This window comes from Mucilaginibacter sp. P2_A4, assembly GCF_056405015.1.
The window spans coordinates 36001-53661 of the sequence record NZ_JBFUCX010000016.1 but is presented as its reverse complement, the minus strand read 5'-3'; the positions used below and the strand labels follow the sequence as shown (position 1 = coordinate 53661).

General features: G+C 42.7%; 12 protein-coding genes. 3 read left to right on the top strand and 9 right to left on the bottom strand.

The features are described from left to right. Positions 1-96 precede the first annotated feature (96 nt). From AC1DYB_RS24500 to dtd, 4 genes are all read right to left on the bottom strand, one after another. Entirely contained in the window at positions 97-3765 is a 3669-nt protein-coding gene (locus AC1DYB_RS24500; protein ID WP_477438792.1) for an ABC transporter permease, read from the bottom strand. 159 nt (positions 3766-3924) lie between these two features. After that, positions 3925-4794 (bottom strand): DUF4349 domain-containing protein, encoded by an 870-nt coding sequence (locus tag AC1DYB_RS24495; RefSeq protein WP_477438790.1) that lies wholly within the window; start codon positions 4792-4794, stop codon positions 3925-3927. 120 nt (positions 4795-4914) lie between these two features. Then, the gene (locus tag AC1DYB_RS24490) at positions 4915-5241 is read right to left on the bottom strand and encodes a nucleotide pyrophosphohydrolase (protein WP_295715892.1); all 327 of its coding nucleotides are present in this window, start codon (positions 5239-5241) and stop codon (positions 4915-4917) included. Between the two features lie 227 nt (positions 5242-5468). Next, a complete protein-coding gene (dtd, locus tag AC1DYB_RS24485) occupies positions 5469-5927 on the bottom strand; it encodes a D-aminoacyl-tRNA deacylase (protein WP_295715888.1) in 459 nt (152 codons plus the stop codon). A 326-nt stretch (positions 5928-6253) separates the two neighbouring features. Here dtd and AC1DYB_RS24480 point away from each other — a divergent pair, with 326 nt between their 5' ends. Next, positions 6254-7489 carry a cystathionine gamma-synthase family protein gene (locus AC1DYB_RS24480; RefSeq protein ID WP_477392745.1) on the top strand — a complete coding sequence of 412 codons (1236 nt, stop codon included), beginning with the start codon at positions 6254-6256 and terminating at the stop codon, positions 7487-7489. Positions 7490-7610: 121 nt separating this feature from the next. Here AC1DYB_RS24480 and cysS read toward each other — a convergent pair whose 3' ends face one another. From cysS to mutL, 5 genes are all read right to left on the bottom strand, one after another. Next, a complete protein-coding gene (cysS, locus tag AC1DYB_RS24475; protein ID WP_477438787.1) occupies positions 7611-9074 on the bottom strand; it encodes a cysteine--tRNA ligase in 1464 nt (487 codons plus the stop codon). Between the two features lie 271 nt (positions 9075-9345). Next, positions 9346-10461, bottom strand: a complete 1116-nt coding sequence (locus AC1DYB_RS24470) for an endonuclease/exonuclease/phosphatase family protein (protein ID WP_477438785.1) — start codon at positions 10459-10461, stop codon at positions 9346-9348. Further along, positions 10451-11326 (bottom strand): rhomboid family intramembrane serine protease, encoded by an 876-nt coding sequence (locus AC1DYB_RS24465; RefSeq protein ID WP_477392751.1) that lies wholly within the window; start codon positions 11324-11326, stop codon positions 10451-10453. Before AC1DYB_RS24465 ends, AC1DYB_RS24470 begins: the two co-directional genes overlap by 11 nt. Before the next feature lie 35 nt (positions 11327-11361). Continuing rightward, complete coding sequence (locus AC1DYB_RS24460) at positions 11362-12078, bottom strand: rhomboid family intramembrane serine protease (protein ID WP_477392753.1); 717 nt, start codon at positions 12076-12078, stop codon at positions 11362-11364. Positions 12079-12099: 21 nt separating this feature from the next. Further along, positions 12100-13959 (bottom strand): DNA mismatch repair endonuclease MutL, encoded by a 1860-nt coding sequence (mutL, locus tag AC1DYB_RS24455; protein WP_295715876.1) that lies wholly within the window; start codon positions 13957-13959, stop codon positions 12100-12102. 208 nt (positions 13960-14167) lie between these two features. Here mutL and AC1DYB_RS24450 point away from each other — a divergent pair, with 208 nt between their 5' ends. Together AC1DYB_RS24450 and AC1DYB_RS24445 are read left to right on the top strand one after the other, a co-directional pair. Continuing rightward, complete coding sequence (locus AC1DYB_RS24450; RefSeq protein WP_477438782.1) at positions 14168-15799, top strand: amidohydrolase; 1632 nt, start codon at positions 14168-14170, stop codon at positions 15797-15799. Continuing rightward, positions 15786-17603 (top strand): serine hydrolase domain-containing protein, encoded by a 1818-nt coding sequence (locus AC1DYB_RS24445; RefSeq protein WP_477438780.1) that lies wholly within the window; start codon positions 15786-15788, stop codon positions 17601-17603. Before AC1DYB_RS24450 ends, AC1DYB_RS24445 begins: the two co-directional genes overlap by 14 nt. Positions 17604-17661: the final 58 nt, after the last annotated feature.

The window sequence follows — 17661 nt, the reverse complement described above, 5'->3', positions numbered from 1 at the left end:
TATACCCGATTTGGACATGAAGCCCTCCTGCATTTCAACGCCGAAAACATCTTATTGCATTTAACCCAAATCTCCTGTTAATACTGCGGCAAATGCCTACTCACTTCTCAGGCTTCTCACCGGGTTTGCTATTGCTGCTTTTATTGCCTGGAAACTTATCGTTGCAAGTGCAATAATTATTGCCGCAAATCCGCCTGCAGCAAATAACCACCAACTGATGTTGATGCGATAAACGTACGCTTGCAACCATTGGTGCATGTAATACCATGCAATGGGTGCAGCAATGGCAAAGGCTATTGCAATGAGGATGATAAATTCTTTTGAAAATAAATAAACGATATTGCCCGCGGTAGCACCAAGCACTTTACGAATACCCACTTCTTTTATTCTTTGCACTGCCATAAATGAGGCTAAACCATACAAACCAAGACAGCTAAGGAATATGGCGATAGCTGCAAAAATTTTATATAGCTGCGATAACTGGTTTTCCTGTTTGTAAAAACTTCCAATTTTTTCATCGAGGAATTTGTACTCATAAACAAAATCGGGGAACGTTTTATCAAATACTTTTTTAACCGATTGCATGGTAGAAGAAATATTTGTAGTCGCCAGCTTTATACCAACCTGGTTGTACATGGCAATGTCGGTGGTGATCAATAATGGTGCAAGGTCATTGCGGAAAGACCGGTTATGGAAATCTTTTAATACGCCAACAACAGTTCCCTTGATTTGATCATGCCAGGTGGTCATATGCTTGTTCAATATGTCCTCTGGTTTTTTCAGTCCCAAAGTTTTCACCAAAGACTCATTTACCAGAAATTCTCCCGTGGTATCAGACGGGTTCACATTTCTGCCGGCTATAAGCGGCAATTTGTAAGTGGATACGTATTCGTTGTCGGCAAATTTGGTAATAACCTGGAAGTCTGTTTGCTTTACCGCATGATTATATTTGATAATGCTCCACAGATCGGTGCCATTTTCAACCGGGGTGTTGGAACTATAAGTAACCGCCTGCACGCCGTTTACAGCCAATAATTCTTTCTTTAAATAACCCAGCTTGCTGAGGCGAAGACTATCCACACGGAAAGGAACGTTGATAATGGCGTCTTTATCAAAGCCCAGCGGCTGGTTCATAAAATAATCCATTTGCTTTACAATGATGAGCGTTCCGATAATGAGCACCTGCGCAATGATGAATTGAAACACCACCAACCCTCTTCGTAACGAAATTCCGTTTGCATTTGATGTGAGCTTACTCTTTAGCGCATTAACCGGACTGAAACGCGATAAAACAATAGAGGGATAAAAGCCTGCAAGCGCTGTAACTACGATGGTTACCGCCAAAAGAAATAAGATAATTGCAGGATTGCTAAAAATGTTGAATGAAAGCGAAAGTTCCAAAAGGTTCCCCACATAAGGCAATGCAAGCATGGTAATAAAGCCCGCGAGTATTACGGCGCTTATAACTATTAAAAATGTTTCGATGATAAACTGGATCTGCAATTGAGATTTACTACTCCCCAACACTTTTCTTACGCCAACCTCTTTCGCCCGGTTAACGGCTTGCGCAGTGGATAGGTTGATAAAGTTTACGCAGGCAATCAACAAGATGAATGCTGCAATAAGCCACAATACATTGAGCAGCTGATGGCTGATTGTTTTGTTGCTGTAATTACCCACTTGCGTATCATAATGCACGGCATCTAAGGGCTGGATAAAATGCCTGTCGGTATTGCCCGGCGATTCTACCTTGTGGGAGTACGTTCTTAGTTGCTGGTTGAAATTATCGGCAGAAGTGTTCGGCGGCAGCAAAATATAGCAACCAAAACCGGCAACATTCCCGTCCCAATCGGTGGATTTTGACAAATAATCCCCGGTGAAACCCGTTCCATAGGCTACAACAACCTTTAGCTGAAAATCTGAATTTGCAGGTACGGAGGCCAAAATCCCTGAAACTTTTAATACATCGACGCCGTGTTCAAACATATAGCCGCCCATTTGCAGTTTAATGGTTCGGCCTATTGCTGTTTTCCAATCACCGAAATATTTTTCAGCGATCTCTTTGGTAAGTAATACGTTGTTCGGATCTTTTAATGATTCATAAGAACCTGCCAGCAGCGGGAAATCGAATATTTTAAAGAATGAAGGGTTCATGTAAAATACACCGTGCTGCTCCTTAAAATCTTTCTCCGTATTTCCATTATTATCAAGAATCAACAACTGATCATCGTGGCTGGCAAAGATCGGGGCTACCTGTTCTATTTGGGGAAAAGACGTTTTCAGTCCTAAAGGCATTGGAAAAGGGACAGCTGCTTTGTAAGAAATATTTCCTCCTTCTGCGTAATGAAATTCGGTCAGCACACGATAGGTACGATCCTTCTTCGCGTGAAAAGTATCAAAGCTTGTTTGAAATTGTATAATGATAAAGATCATCATACAAACGGTAATACCAACAGCCAAACCAGTAACATTAATGGCGGTATAGCTTTTATTGCGCGTAAGGTTGCGCCATCCTATTTTCAGGTAACTTTTAAACATATAATTGCGGTTTAATTTCTCATCAGACCACTTAGGAGTGGTTTCGTGATTCGAATTTACCGCTGTAAATCGGGTCGGGTGTTCCAAGTTATAAGATGGTCGCTCTTTTTTCAGATCGTTCTTATATTCTGCGGGGCTTTTCCCGGTCATTTGCCTAAAAGTGCGGTTAAACGTAGTTTTGGAATTGAATCCGGATTCAAATGCAATGCCCAACAGGGTTATGTGTTCATAAGCAGGGTCCTGCATTTTCTGAACGAAGTCCGCAACGCGATATTCATTGATGAAATCATTAAAGCTTTTTTTGAGCACCGTATTGATTATCCTCGATAATTCATGAGGACCAAGGTCAAGCTTTTCAGCCAGCGAGCTTAAGTTCAGTTCCGGGTCCTGGTAATACCGGTTGGCTTGCACGGTTTTCTTTAGCCAATTACCCCTTTGTTTCATTTCTGCAGGAAGCGGTTGCTTTAAAAACGAAGGGGGGTCGACCGGAACGCCAGCCTCCTGAATTAAAAAAGCTACGGCCGCCATCCAAATAGTCATTACCGCCAAAAGGAGATATAAAGGATAATAAGCATGTATACTTAATTGGTAATGGTAATAAAAATAGTCTGCGGCTGTAAAAGGGATCCACAATAGCCATAACAGGCCGAAACCTATTAGTAAATTACGCAGCCACCGCAATTCGTACCGGTACCGATCGCCCCCGTTAAATTTGAGGCCCCGGTAAAAACGCTCTATCTGCCGGTGAGACGCATACAGGTAGGCGCCGACCGAAATAAACGCCAGCAATTGTAATATTGGGTTCAGCGTATGAAAGGTCTGCGTATGATAAGTAGCCGCCCCCGTGCTGATACTCTCCTTTATCTCCAACACCAGGGCGCCCAGTTCGAGCAGCAGCGGGCCGAAATGCAGGAGATCCTTAAAGCGAAATAGATACTTAGGCCGGGTTATTTTGAGAACATAAAAAAAGATCAGCGGGCCCAATGCCAGCGAAAATTGCAGCGGCAGCCAGCTCCAATGAGAAAAATAGGCTTCAAGACCGATATCCCTCCCCAGTACCCAAAGCAGCCACAGCACCATCACAACCAGGGCCAAACTCAAAAAGCGGTTTGCAGCCCGGTTGGCCCTTTTGGCGAATCCCAACTGCAGAACGAAAGAGAACCCGATAAATATCGCCCCCAGAAAGGCCAGGTCATAGAGGGTGATATGGAAGATATATGCGTTCAATTTTTTATTTACTTCAATCCCTGTTCCAAACCGTTAACTTACTAATATAAGTAAATTGCATTTTATTTATACAATATAACCATTGCGAACACAGGACCAAACGGCTTTGAATTGCGTATCACCGCCCCATACAATATCAAACATAAAAGAAAGCAAAACTTACTCCGCTTTCCTTCCCTTTTTCTTTCTCCATATTTTAACCATCCAATAAAAAATAACGGCTATAATTATAAAGGGCCAAAACATAATAGTGCTAAAAAACAGGTTTTGCAACAAGTTCCAGCCATCATAAACAGCCGTTTTAAATTTATAGCTAAATGCCTCGTCAACAATTTGGGCCGTTTGCTTATTGTAAAAAGTAATATCAAGTGAGCTGTAGGCAACCTGCCTGCTTAAATAATTTAACTGCCCCTGGGTTGATTCTATATCGGTACGGATCTGGGCAAGCTTTTCTTCTATCTGCAAAAGATCGCTGGTTTTGGTAGCCCTTTTTAACAGTTCAAGATAACGATCCTCAAGCAGTTGTTTGTTTTTAAGTTGAGTGGCGATGTCAATAAACTCAGTAGTAACATCTCTCCGGCGGATATTTTTTGTATCGATATGATCGGCATCGACAGATAATGCTTCGAGGAATGAGTCGAAATTTTTAGAAGGGATCCGAATTTTCAGATCATATTCCTTTTGATTATTATCGCTATTGGTTGTTTCATTTTCTTCGGCAACATAGCCTCCCAGTTTTTTTAGCGAGTTAACTATTTTTTGGCGGGTTGCTTTCAGGTTCTCCACCGGGAAACGGATCTCGCCCTCCTTAATTATCTTTTTAGATGTATCAACCGTTTCTTTTGGAGAGGCTTCCTTGTCATTAAACGCTTTTTTATCATACGCTCTTTCGTAACCTGCTTTACTTTGCTTTACTGGCGGAACTGGAGCCATCGCCATATCGGCCACCACCGCTTTCTCTTCTACATTTTTATGCCCACAGGCAGAAAACGTTAATAATAAAGTAAATAAAATGAGATATACTTTCATAATAAGGCGATTTAGTTATTGATAATAAACGAAACCTACCTTATTAAATTATATAAAATTAAAATAAACAGAATTTAATTTTGTTTATTTTAATTAATCAATATATAATATTAATAACTATTACTTCAGTTTCTCATTATTCTTGTGTCTGTCAACATCGCGGATACTTTTCTTTTCCATATTTTTCTCAAGCGCATCGGTAAGATCGATACCTGTTTGGTTAGCAAGGCATATCAGCACAAAAAGCACATCCGCCATTTCATCAGCCAGGTTAACTTCCATATCCGATTTTTTAAATGATTGCTCACCATACTGTCTCGCCATGATGCGGGCTACCTCGCCCACTTCCTCCATCAAAATAGCAGTATTGGTAAGTTCATTAAAATACCTGATCCCCATGGTGTTTATCCACTTATCTACAAGATGCTGCGCTTCTTTAATTTCCATAAATTATTTTTAATAATTCACGAATTTCACGAATTGAGCCGAATTTCACGAACCTGACGGATGCGAATTCCATTAATTATTCGAACTGGCTGAAATAAGCTTGAATTTCTATTTTTAAAATGCAGCGGGTACTACATAATTACTCGTTGATATTCAACAGAAGGAGCCCCGAAATTTATTACGATACCTAATCGTAAGCCGGAGGCCTTTAGTGAAATTGGTGTGTATCAATGGTTCTCTTTATCCCTGGTATCCATCACAATTGTAACTGGCCCATCATTCAATAAACTGATCTTCATATCGGCCCCAAAAATTCCCGCGGCTACTTTTCTACCGGTAATAGTTTCCAGCGTTTTTATCATCTGCTCATACATCGGGATGGCTTTATCTGGTTTTGCAGCCCGGATAAATGATGGGCGATTCCCCTTTTTGGTCTGCGCAAACAGCGTGAACTGTGATATCAGCAAAATATCGCCATCAATATCGGCCAATGCCTTATTCATCAAACCATTTTCATCGCCAAAAACACGCATTCCTGCAATTTTATTGGCCAGCCAGTTAATGTCATCAATAGTATCGGCGTCTTCAATGCCCAGCATCACCAGGAAACCGGCACCTATTTGCCCAGTAATTTCTCCATCAACTTTGCAGCTTGCCTCAGTAACACGTTGTAATACAGCTCTCATATAGACACGAATTTTATGCACACGAATTTCACAAATTGAATCGAATTTCACGAATTCAAGCGGATTAACAGATAATAAAAGACACCAATTTGCGTCAGCGCAGACTACGACGCTTCAAATTCGTGTCTATTCGAAATCATTCGTGAAATTCGTGTCCATAAAATTCGCCTCAGCAAAACCCTTTACCAATCAGATTTGTGTCAATTCAATCCAATTTGTGGAATTCGTGTCTATTAGATTTGTGTCAATTGGATCCAATTCGTGAAATTGGTGCATAATTGCTAAGTTCGCAACCGCTATTATTCTATTTTACTAATAGGTTCACAATGACGACAAAAAGAGGCTTTACAACTACCCTGCTACATTCCGACCGCTTAGGCCAACCAGAACATGGTTCTTTACATAAACCCATCCATACCTCGGTTACTTACGGACACGAAGATGTGCAGGATCTGGTAGATATTTTCCAGAATAAAAAGAAGGGTTACGCATACTCCCGCCAGGGCAACCCTACGGTAACCGCGCTTGAGCAAAAAGTAACCCAAATGGAAAAGGGTTTGTCTTCTATTGCATTCTCTACCGGCATGGCCGCTATTTCGGCTACCATCATGGCGCTTATTAAACATGGAGATCACATTGTTGCCAGCTCATTCCTGTTTGGCAACAGCCGCAGCATATTTCAAACCTATATTGATATGGGTTTGGATATCACTTTTGTTGATGCCACCGATGCGGAAAATGTACGCAACGAAATAAAAGAAAGCACCAAACTTGTTTTTGTTGAAACCATAGCTAACCCCGCCACACAAATAGTTGATCTGGAAGGCATTGGCGAACTATGCCAGCAAAAAGGCATTTTATACGTGGTTGATAATACCATGACCTCGCCCTACCTGTTTAACCCTATTGATGTAAAAGCCAGCCTGGTTATTAACTCGCTTACTAAATACATTGGCGGCCATGGCAATGCTTTGGGCGGCAGTGTTACCGATACCGGTTTGTTTGACTGGAGCGTATATCCTAATATCTTTCCTGCTTTTAAAGCACAGGTAAAACCCGCGGCGCTGGGCATGACCCAGGTACGAAAAAAAGGCTTGCGCGATGCCGGGGGCACATTATCACCCGAAGCCGCTCACTCTATATCAGTAGGATCAGAAACATTGGCCTTACGACTGGAGCGTGCCTGCAACAACGCATTAGCATTGGCTACCTATTTTGAAAGCCATCCTAAAATTAAAAAAGTATTTTACCCGGGTTTAGAAAGCCACCCGCAACATGATAGGGCCAGTAAGCTTTTCGCCAAATTTGGTGGCTTAATGAGCATCGAACTGGATGAAAGTATTGACTGCCTTGCATTTTTAAACAAGCTGCAGCTGGTAGTGAAATCAAGCAACCTTGGCGATACCCGTACGCTGGCTATCCCGGTAGCTCAAACCATATTTTTTGAGCTTGGGGCGGAAAGACGTGCCGAAATGGGGATCCCTGAAACCATGATCCGCCTATCGGTTGGTATTGAAGACCTGGACGATTTAATGGCGGATTTTAAAGAAGCTCTGGGATAAAAATTCAAACAACAGTCTTTATAAATACGATCATATTCCGACAAAATAAAACAGGAGGCCCCAATGGAGTCTCCTGTTTTATTTTATTTTGATTGTAAAGCAAATCTCCTGATTTTCAATATCAGCTTTTGCTCCAAAGGGTCCCCTCTTTACTATCCTTTAGCTGGAAACCAACTTTTGATAAGCCCTCGCGGATCTTATCACTCGTAGCGTAATCCTTATTCGCTTTGGCTTCGTTCCTTAACTCCACTATCAAGTTTAATACCTTTGGCAGGTCGTCATTATCGGCCTGTTCATCTTTTAAGCCCAATACATCCAGTACAAAGGAATTCATGAGGGTTTTAAGCAGTTGCAGGTTTGCCTCATCTATCTTCATTTTACCATCATTTACCGAATTGATGATCCGTGATGCTTCAAATAGTTCGGCAATTAACACAGGGCTATTAAAATCATCATTCATGGCCGCGTAGCAGCGGTTCAGTAGGGGTTCAATTTCAATTTCGGTGCTGGCTGATACCTTTAAGCCATTAAGCAGGGCGTAGGCATTCATCAAACGCCTAAAACCTTTCTCGGAGGCTTCCATAGCGTCATTACCAAAATCAAGTGTACTACGGTAATGGGCCTGTAACATAAAAAACCTAACCGTCATTGGGCTGTAGCCTTTATTAAGGATAGAGTTTTCGCCGCTAAAAAGTTCATGCGGCAAAAAGCTGTTGCCTAATGATTTCGACATTTTTTGGCCGTTAACCGTAAGCATATTGGTATGTACCCAGTAAACAGCCGGATTTTTACCGCAGCAGGCTACATGTTGCGCTATCTCATTGGTATGGTGGGTAGGCACAAGATCAAGCCCGCCGCCATGAATATCAAATTGATTACCCAGGTATTTTTGGCTCATGGCAGAGCATTCCAAATGCCAGCCCGGGAAACCCACTCCCCATGGCGATGGCCATTTCATCAGGTGCTCTGGCTTTGCTTTTATCCAAAGGGCAAAATCAAGCTTGCCATGTTTTTCCTGCTGCCCACCCAATGTGCGGGTATTATTCAGCAAGTCCTCCAAATTACGACCGCTTAATACACCATAATCTTTGGTTTTGTTATACTTTTCAACGTCGAAATAAACAGAGCCATCCACCTCGTAGGCATACCCTTTTTCAAGTATCACCTTAACCATCTCAATCTGCTCAATAATATGGCCGGTGGCGGTTGGTTCAATACTTGGCGGCAGCGTGTTCAGTATCTGCATCACCTCGTGAAAACCTACGGTGTACTTTTGCACAATTTCCATAGGCTCAAGTTGAGCAAGCTTTGCTTTTTTTGATATTTTATCTTCTCCCTCGTCTCCGGCATCGCCTTCCAAATGGCCTGCATCGGTTACATTACGTACATAACGCACCTTGTAACCAAGATGGTTAAGGTAACGAAACATCAGATCGAATGAAATATAGGTACGGCAGTTTCCCAAATGCACATCGCTGTACACTGTAGGTCCACACACGTACATGCCCACATGTGGGGCATTAAGTGCTTTAAATTCTTCTTTTTTACGGGATAAAGTGTTGTAAACAAACAAATTTTGTTTCATGAGGGCAAACTTACGATTTTTTCGATTTTAAGCTAATCATATAGATGCAAGAATCCGTCGTGGGACAGAGTCAAGAATCAAGGGTGGAGGGTGGAGAATCAAGAACCAAGAGTCAAGAATCAAGACTGAAAAAAATCGCTTATAGATCACAACTTCTCCATCTTGCTTTGCAATCCTGATTCTTGACTCAAGTCACTCATAGGTCATAACTTCTCCAGTTTCCTTTTCACTCTTGATTCTTGACTCTTAATTCTTGATTCTTCTCTTTTACCTAATTCAGTATCAAATCACTGCGCAACGGAAAATGGTCCGATAATTTTTTCTCGATGATCTGGTACGATGCCACATTAAACTGCGGACTGGCCATAATATAATCTATCTGGTAATTAGGAAAATCGCCGTTATACGTGCGACCAAAACCAGAGCCTTTTTCGCGGAATGCATTTTTGAGTCCACTGGCCATTTGGTTTACCGCGAATGATGTTGGGGTATCATTAAAATCGCCCGATATAATGTACGGGTAAGGGCAGGCTGCGGCATGGGCCTTAACTTTAAAAACCTGTTCGCTGCGTTTTATAAACGCGATCTTAAGCTTACCGCCCAGTCTCCTGGTTGATTGCATATCCGTTTTCCCTTTTTTTGATACACTATCTATGTATTTATAATCGTCGGGATTAAACTTTATAGATTGCAGGTGAACACTATAAACTCTAAAAATTTTTTCGCCCTTTTTTACATCAACATATAAGCATTGGTTTGATGAGGCTTTATCATCAGACAGCTGGATCATTCCTTTAGCTATTATAGGGAATTTTGAAAAAATGGCCATGCCAATACCTTCCTGGCTATTGAAATTAAAAGGCTCAAAATATAAGTTACTTATTTTTAATATCTTAACAATAGAATCCCGCATATCATACTGGCCTTTGTAACGTGTAAAAAACTCCTGGAAACCTATAATATCCGGCTGCTGACTGCTGATAAGCTCCAATATTTCATGTTTGGTCGAAATATCGTTTTTTGCCCCATAGCGTTTAAAATTATGAACGTTATAGGTCATCATGCGCACGCAATTTGAGCCGGCTACGCGGGTATTGGATGAAGCGGAACGGAAGCCGATATTATTGTTTAGCGTACTCCAGCCAGCTAATATAGTTACCAGCGAAAGTGCAAACTGCCACCGCCTGCGCAGTAGCCAGTAAACCATGATGATAACATTAAGTAACAGCAGAAGTGGATAGGCCAATCCAAAAAAGGCAATTATCCAGATTTTTTGAGGGTTAACGTAAGGTGCAAAATAGCTGATAACTAATGCAAAACAGAGAAACAGGTTTATCCATAAAAAAATTCTACTAATGAAAGATAACCCCCTTTTTTTATTTTTCATTCTTGCTTGCGCGAGCTAAAGTTTCCTTTTCCTGTCTGCTCAGGCTATCAACGCCTGATTGTGAAATTTTATCTAATATACGGTCAATTTCATCCTGACGAGGATACTCGATGCTGTTTTTACCGGTATTATGATGTACTACCTTTAATTTTGACTTTGATTTGAAGATGTTGGCAATACCGGTAATCCAATCGCGCCCTTTTTGCAATTGTTTAATATAGATAAACCCTAATAAAGCGCCACCCAAATGGGCAATTTCGCCGCCTGCATTGGGGCCTATGATACCCAGAAAATCAATTACAAGTATTACAAATACCAGCCATTTTAATTTTACCGGGCCTATTAATATTAATGATATAGTGTAATTAGGTAATAAGGTAGCAGTTGCCACAACAATGGCCATAACGCTGGCCGATGCCCCAACTATTGTACTGCCTATAGCCGCATGCGCGTTGGAAAACGCGGGCAAATAATTTAAACATAATAAATAAGCCAGTGCGCCGGCCAGGCCACCCATAATATATAAACCTATGGTGCGCTTGTTGCCCAGGTACTCTTCAAATATCTGGCCCATCCAATATAGCCACAGCATATTAAACAGGATGTGCAATATGCCGGCATGCATGAACATGTAGGTTAAGGGCGTCCAAAAATGCGTTAACAGTTTTGGGAAATACGCCGGCAGCAGCAGGTATTCATTGCTATAAAGAAGTACCGTGCTGTTGCCAAAGCCGGTAAAAAGCTGTTCAATAATAGCCGTTACGTTCACAGCCAGGAAAACAATAACGTTGATGCCAATAAGCAGGTTGAGCTTATTGCCCGACCGCAGCATTTTGTAGTGGATATTTTGCCAAAGGGTGCTCATGATAGTTAACCGTTATTTATTGATAACTCTTGTTGTTAATATAAATTGTTAGGCCTTTCCATTCGCCAAACTTTTAATATAATATAGCCAAATAAAGCCCCGCCAAGATGCGCGAAGTGAGCAACAGAATCCCCTGCAAACTGCCCAAAACCGCTAAATAATTCTAATAGTATATATCCTGTAACCAAATACTTTGCTTTAACCGGTACAGGTATAAACATGATCATCATTTCCACATTGGGGAATAAAAAGCCGAACGCAAGTAATAGCCCAAAAACTGCACCAGATGCACCTAAAGTAGCCCCGCCGTATATTTCTCTCAGCTTGTTAAAGCCCTCCAGGTTAACATAGGGTGAAAGATCGCCGTTGGCAATGGTAAAAGCACCTATTACTCCGTGTACCTCAATAGCCTGTACCAACATTTGCAAAGCCAAAGCGCCAATACCCGTTATAAAATAGTATTGCAAAAAACGCTTGGAACCCATGGTATACTCCAGGGTTGGCCCGAAAATGAACAAGGCAAACATATTGAAAAAAATATGCCCAATACTGGCATGCATGAACATATAAGTAACAATTTGCCATGGGTGGAATAAGGGCGAATTAAAATAAAACGCCGATAACCAGGTAACCAGGTCTATCCCCAGTCGGGCAAATACAAACGTTCCTATAAAAAACAAAACATTAATGATCAACAGGTTTTTTACAACCGGTGTAATATTTGCAAATGGTGATTGACTGTATTGGTTCATAGTATAATTAAAAGCCCAGGGCTATTTTTCAAAGCGTTCCATTAATTCGGCTAACGTAAAGGTACTGATTACTGGCTTACCGTTCAATGCCTGGTTGGGCATTTGGCAGGCAAAAAGTTGATCAATCAGTTGGTTCATTTCCTCTAATGATAATTTGGTGCCTGTTTTAATTGCAGCGTTGCGGGCTAGCGACCTGGCCAGGTTATCCCGCTTATCTACTTTTAAAATGGCCATATTGTTTTTAAAGCCTTCCAGTAAATGTTCAAGCAGTTCATGCTCATCTACATTGTTTAATTCGGCCGGTACACCTTCAACAACAACGGTATTTTTACCAAACTCGCGGATGTCAAAACCAAGCGCTTTTATATCCGGCAAAAGTTCTCTTAATAACTCAAAATCGCTGCCGTTTAGTGTTACCGATTGCGGAAATAAACTCTGCTGACTTACGCCCGAATGGTTTTGCAGCTGCTGTAAAAAGCGCTCGTATAAAACACGTTCATGAGCGGCCTGCTGCCCTATCAGCATAAAGCCCGATTTAATCTGCGACAGAATGAATCGGTTATGGATCTGGAACAATTGCCGTTCGCTTGGCTTGCTTACCTCCTGCTCATCAACAGCAATACTTTTTTCCTCATGCATCTGTTGCTGCAGGTTGGTTTCCTTTTTGCTGATCTCGTACAGGGTATCCCAGTTATCGGGTACAGCGCGACTTTTGTAATCGCCGCCATCCCTTAAAAACGGGTGCTCCTCGCGGGCGGTTTTTTTCTCGGATGCAAAAGGATTAAAATCGGGGTTGAAAGATATGGTAGGGGCTACAATATCTTCAAACGGTTTTTGTGTAATGAGGTGCTCAATGCTGTTCTCCTGGTCAAAATCCAAACTTGGCGTAATGTTATACCGGCCCAAAGAACGTTTTACTGCCGAGCGGATGATGGCATAAATAGATTTTTCATCCTGGTATTTGATCTCGGTTTTAGTGGGGTGTACGTTGATATCAATTTTTGATGGATCAATATCAATAAACAGTACATAAAACGGGAAACAATCATCGGGCAGCAACTCCTCAAAGGCGGTAAGCACGGCATGGTTGAGGTATGCATCGCGGATAAAGCGGTAGTTCACAAAAAAGAACTGCTCACCCCTGGTTTTGCGGGCAAACTCGGGCTTGCCAACAAAGCCGCGTAAGTTTATGATGCTGGTATCCTCTTCAACCGGTACTAACCGTTGGTTATAATTATTACCAAACAGGTGAACTATGCGTTGTTTAAGCGCGGCACCAGGTAAATGATAAACCTCCTGCCCGTCATGATGCAGCGTAAAAAATATCTGCGGATTGGCTAAGGCCACCCGTTGAAATTCATCAATAATATGACGCATCTCAACCGGGTTACTTTTTAAAAAGTTACGGCGGGCGGGTGTATTATAAAATAAGTTTTTGATGGATATGGATGTACCCGTATTGGCAGAGCATGCCTCCTGGCTTATCACTTCCGATCCTTCAATAAAAATACAGGTGCCCAACTCGTCCTCATGGCGGCGGGTTTTTAACTCCACCTGGGCAATAGCGGCAATAGAAGCCATAGCCTCGCCCCTGAAACCCATCGTACGGATGGCAAACAGATCTTCGGCCTTGCGTATTTTTGAAGTGGCATGGCGCTCAAAGCACATGCGGGCATCGGTAGGGCTCATGCCGCTGCCATCATCAATAACCTGTATCAATGATTTTCCCGCATCTTTTATAATGAGCTGTATTTTGCCGGCCCCGGCATCAATGGCGTTTTCCACTAATTCTTTTACCGCTGATGCTGGTCGTTGCACCACTTCGCCGGCGGCAATCTGGTTGGCAACGGCATCCGGTAAAAGCTGAATTATATCTGACATTTAAAAAAATTCCCTTCAATTTCGTTTTCGATGCTAAATTAAATATTTGAAGGCATAACTTTATGATTTGATAATTGTATATGTATTCAGACTCAGGAATCAAGAGTCAAGAATCAAGACAAAATGGTAAACGAAGGCAAATCAACGCCTTGTAACTTTTTCCTGACTCTTGACTCTTGATTCCTGACTCTTAATTAACCACCACCATATGAAGAAATTATTGCCAGCACTGCTGCTTTTGGCCGTAGCCTGCAAGCAAAAAGAGTACAATGCCGATCTTTTAATAAAAAACGCCGTTGTTTATACAGTTGATAGTTCCTTTACCACTGCTACTGCCTTTGTGGTAAATCATGGTAAAATTATTGCCGTTGGCAATAGCGATTCACTGGAACAGCAATATTTTGCCCACGAAGTGATAGATGCCAAAGGCGCCGCTGTATACCCCGGTTTTATCGACGCCCATGCCCACTTTTACGAATATGGCCTTGGCTTACAGGAAGTGAGCCTTGACGGAACCAAAAGCTGGAACGAAGTTATTGATTCGGTAGGGGCGTACGCTACCCGCAATACCGATGGCTGGATCATAGGCCGCGGCTGGGACCAAAACGACTGGGCAAAAAAACAATTTCCGGATAAAGCCAGGCTCGACAGCATGTTCCCGGTAAGGCCGGTGATATTGAGCCGGGTTGACGGCCATGCCATAATTGCTAACCAGGCAGCTTTAAATATCGCTGGAGTAAAACCCGGTCAAACTATTAATGGCGGCGAAATTGAAACCATCAATGGTAAACTCACCGGTATATTGGTTGATAATGCCATGGGGATTGTTACCCGAAAAATACCCGAGCCATCGGCCCCTATTGTAGAGAACGCATTATTATCGGCACAAAAAAACTGTTTCGCCGTTGGGTTAACAACAGTGGATGATTGCGGATTGCCTTATACCATGATCAACACCATTGCCGATTTGCAGCATAAGGGCTCATTAAAAATGCGCATGTACGTCATGCTGGCCGATAGGGCCGAGAATTACGATTACCTGTTTAAGCATGGCGCCTTTAAAACACCCGGCCTTAATGTAAGGGCGTTTAAGGTTTATGCCGATGGCGCTTTGGGCTCAAGAGGCGCATGCCTGCTCAAGCCTTATGCCGACCAAAAAAACTGGAGCGGCTTTTTGCTGAGCAGCCAGGCTCATTTTGAAGAAGTAGCAAAAAAAATAGCCGACAAGGGTTTCCAGATGTGTACCCACGCCATTGGCGACTCGGCAAACCGGGTGATGCTGAAAATTTACGCCTCGGTTTTAAAAGGCAAGAACGACCGCCGCTGGCGAATTGAGCATGCCCAGGTAATAGCCCCGGAGGATGTAAAACTTTTTGGCGATAATAACATTATCCCATCGGTGCAGCCAACTCATGCCACTTCTGATATGTATTGGGCAGGCAAGCGCTTGGGGGCCGAAAGATTAAAATCGGCCTACGCATACAAGGCATTGTTAAAGCAAAACGGCTGGATTCCCTTGGGTACAGATTTCCCGGTAGAGAACATTAACCCCATGTATACGTTTTATGCTGCGGTGGAGCGCAAGGATCTGAAAGGTTTCCCGGCAGGGGGCTTTCAGCCTGAAAATGCTTTAAGCAGGACAGAAGCTTTAAAGGGCATAACCATTTGGGCTGCTAAAGCCAATTTTGAAGAAAAGGAAAAAGGCAGCATTGAACCCGGCAAATATGCCGACTTTGTGATATTGGATAAAGATATCATGAAAGTGAAGGGCGCCGAGCTGCCAACAGTTAAAGTGATTAAAACCTATATAAACGGAGTAAAAGTATATGATAAAAAATAAATGGGGCAGTGTTGCTTTTGTGTTGTTTGGATTTGCATTATTTAATACGGCTTGTGCTCAAAACCCGCCCCTTACTGGTAAAGCTTATGTTGCAGAGGAAAGATTGGTTCAAAATTCTACAGTTTTACTCAACAACGCCCAATACACCATTCCACTGCAAAAGCTGGAAGACCTTAAAATTGCCAGCGTTCATTTTACCAACCAATATGCTACAACCTTTGATAGCCTGCTTAATAAATACAGCAAAATACAGGTTTTTGATGGTAACGGTTATACCGGCAATAAAACGTTTAATGACCTGGCTGCCGACCTTAAATGGTACAATACCATTATATTACAGGTAAATGATGCTGACCTGAGCAACCCCCAGCTGATAGACTTTATCAATACCACTCAAAAAATTAAACCGGTGATCGTAGCCGCATTTGGCTATGGCCCATTGTTAAGTAAACTGGATAACGTTACTGCTCCGGTGATCTGGACAGAAAGGGTATCGTCCGTTTCGGCATCATACGCGGCACAGGCCATATTTGGCGGCGTTCCGCTTACACAAAAACTGACCAAAACGTATTCGCCCGTTTACGGCAAGGGGATGGGTTTTATCAGCGATAAAACAAGGCTGCAATATACCGTCCCCGAGGATGTGGGTATTAATGCCGACAATTTACTGGAGATAGATAAGATTGCCCGCGAAGCCATGATGCAACGCGCTACACCTGGCTGTGTGGTGCTGGTAGCTAAGGATGGTAAGGTGATATTTAACAAAGCCTACGGTTACCATACCTATGAAAATGCCATCCCCGATAAGTTGACCGATATATTCGACCTGGCATCTATGACCAAAGTTTCGGCTACCACAGTGGAGACGATGAAATTGGTTGATGAAGGCAAATTGAACGTGGAAGGTACTTTGGGCGATTATATTCCGCTTGCCCGCAGGAGCAATAAAAACAACATCAAAGTGCGCGATATATTGCTGCACCAGGCCGGGTTGATTCCCGATATCCAATCGTTTGAAAAGGTAAAGCCAGCAGATCATAGTACCGATTCATCTGCCGCCTACCCTACCAAAGTATCTGACCATTATTTTTTGCGCAAGGATTACTATAAAGATGTAATGCTGCCCGATATGCTTAACTCCCCCATTAAAACACCGGGGCAATATGTATACAGTGATGTAAGTATGCTGTTTATGCAGGAGGTGGTAGAAAATATTACTTCCACCCCCGAAAACGTGTACGTGCAGCAGCAGTTTTATAATCCGCTGGGCATGCAAACCGCAGGTTTTTTACCGCTGTGCAGGTTTAGCGCGGCACAGATCATCCCTACAGAGAACGACCAGGAATACCGCCAGAGTTTGCTGGATGGCTATGTGCATGACCCTACCGCGGCCCTTAAAGGCGGAGTGGCCGGCCATGCCGGTTTATTTGCCAGCGCCAATGATGTAGCCATATTGTACCAGATGCTACTGAACCGCGGCAGCTACGGCGGTGTGCAATACTTTAAACCCGAAGTGGTTGACTTGTTCACCTCCAAACAATCACCCATAAGCAGGCGCGGACTGGGTTTCGACCGTTGGGACCCTATTGCCGACAGGCATTACCCTTCAAAACTGGCATCGCCCCAAGCCTATGGCCATACCGGCTTTACAGGTACCTGTATCTGGGTTGACCCTAAATATAACCTGGTTTATATATTCCTGAGCAACCGGGTACACCCCAGCGTAAGCAGTAAACTGGGCAGCCTAAACATACGCCCGAGGATTCAGGATGTGGTTTATGAGGCTATTGGGAAAGGGATGTAGCGGTTGATTCTTCTCGCACGGTTAGGGTATTTTAGTTAGTTCCGAGAGGGTAAACTCT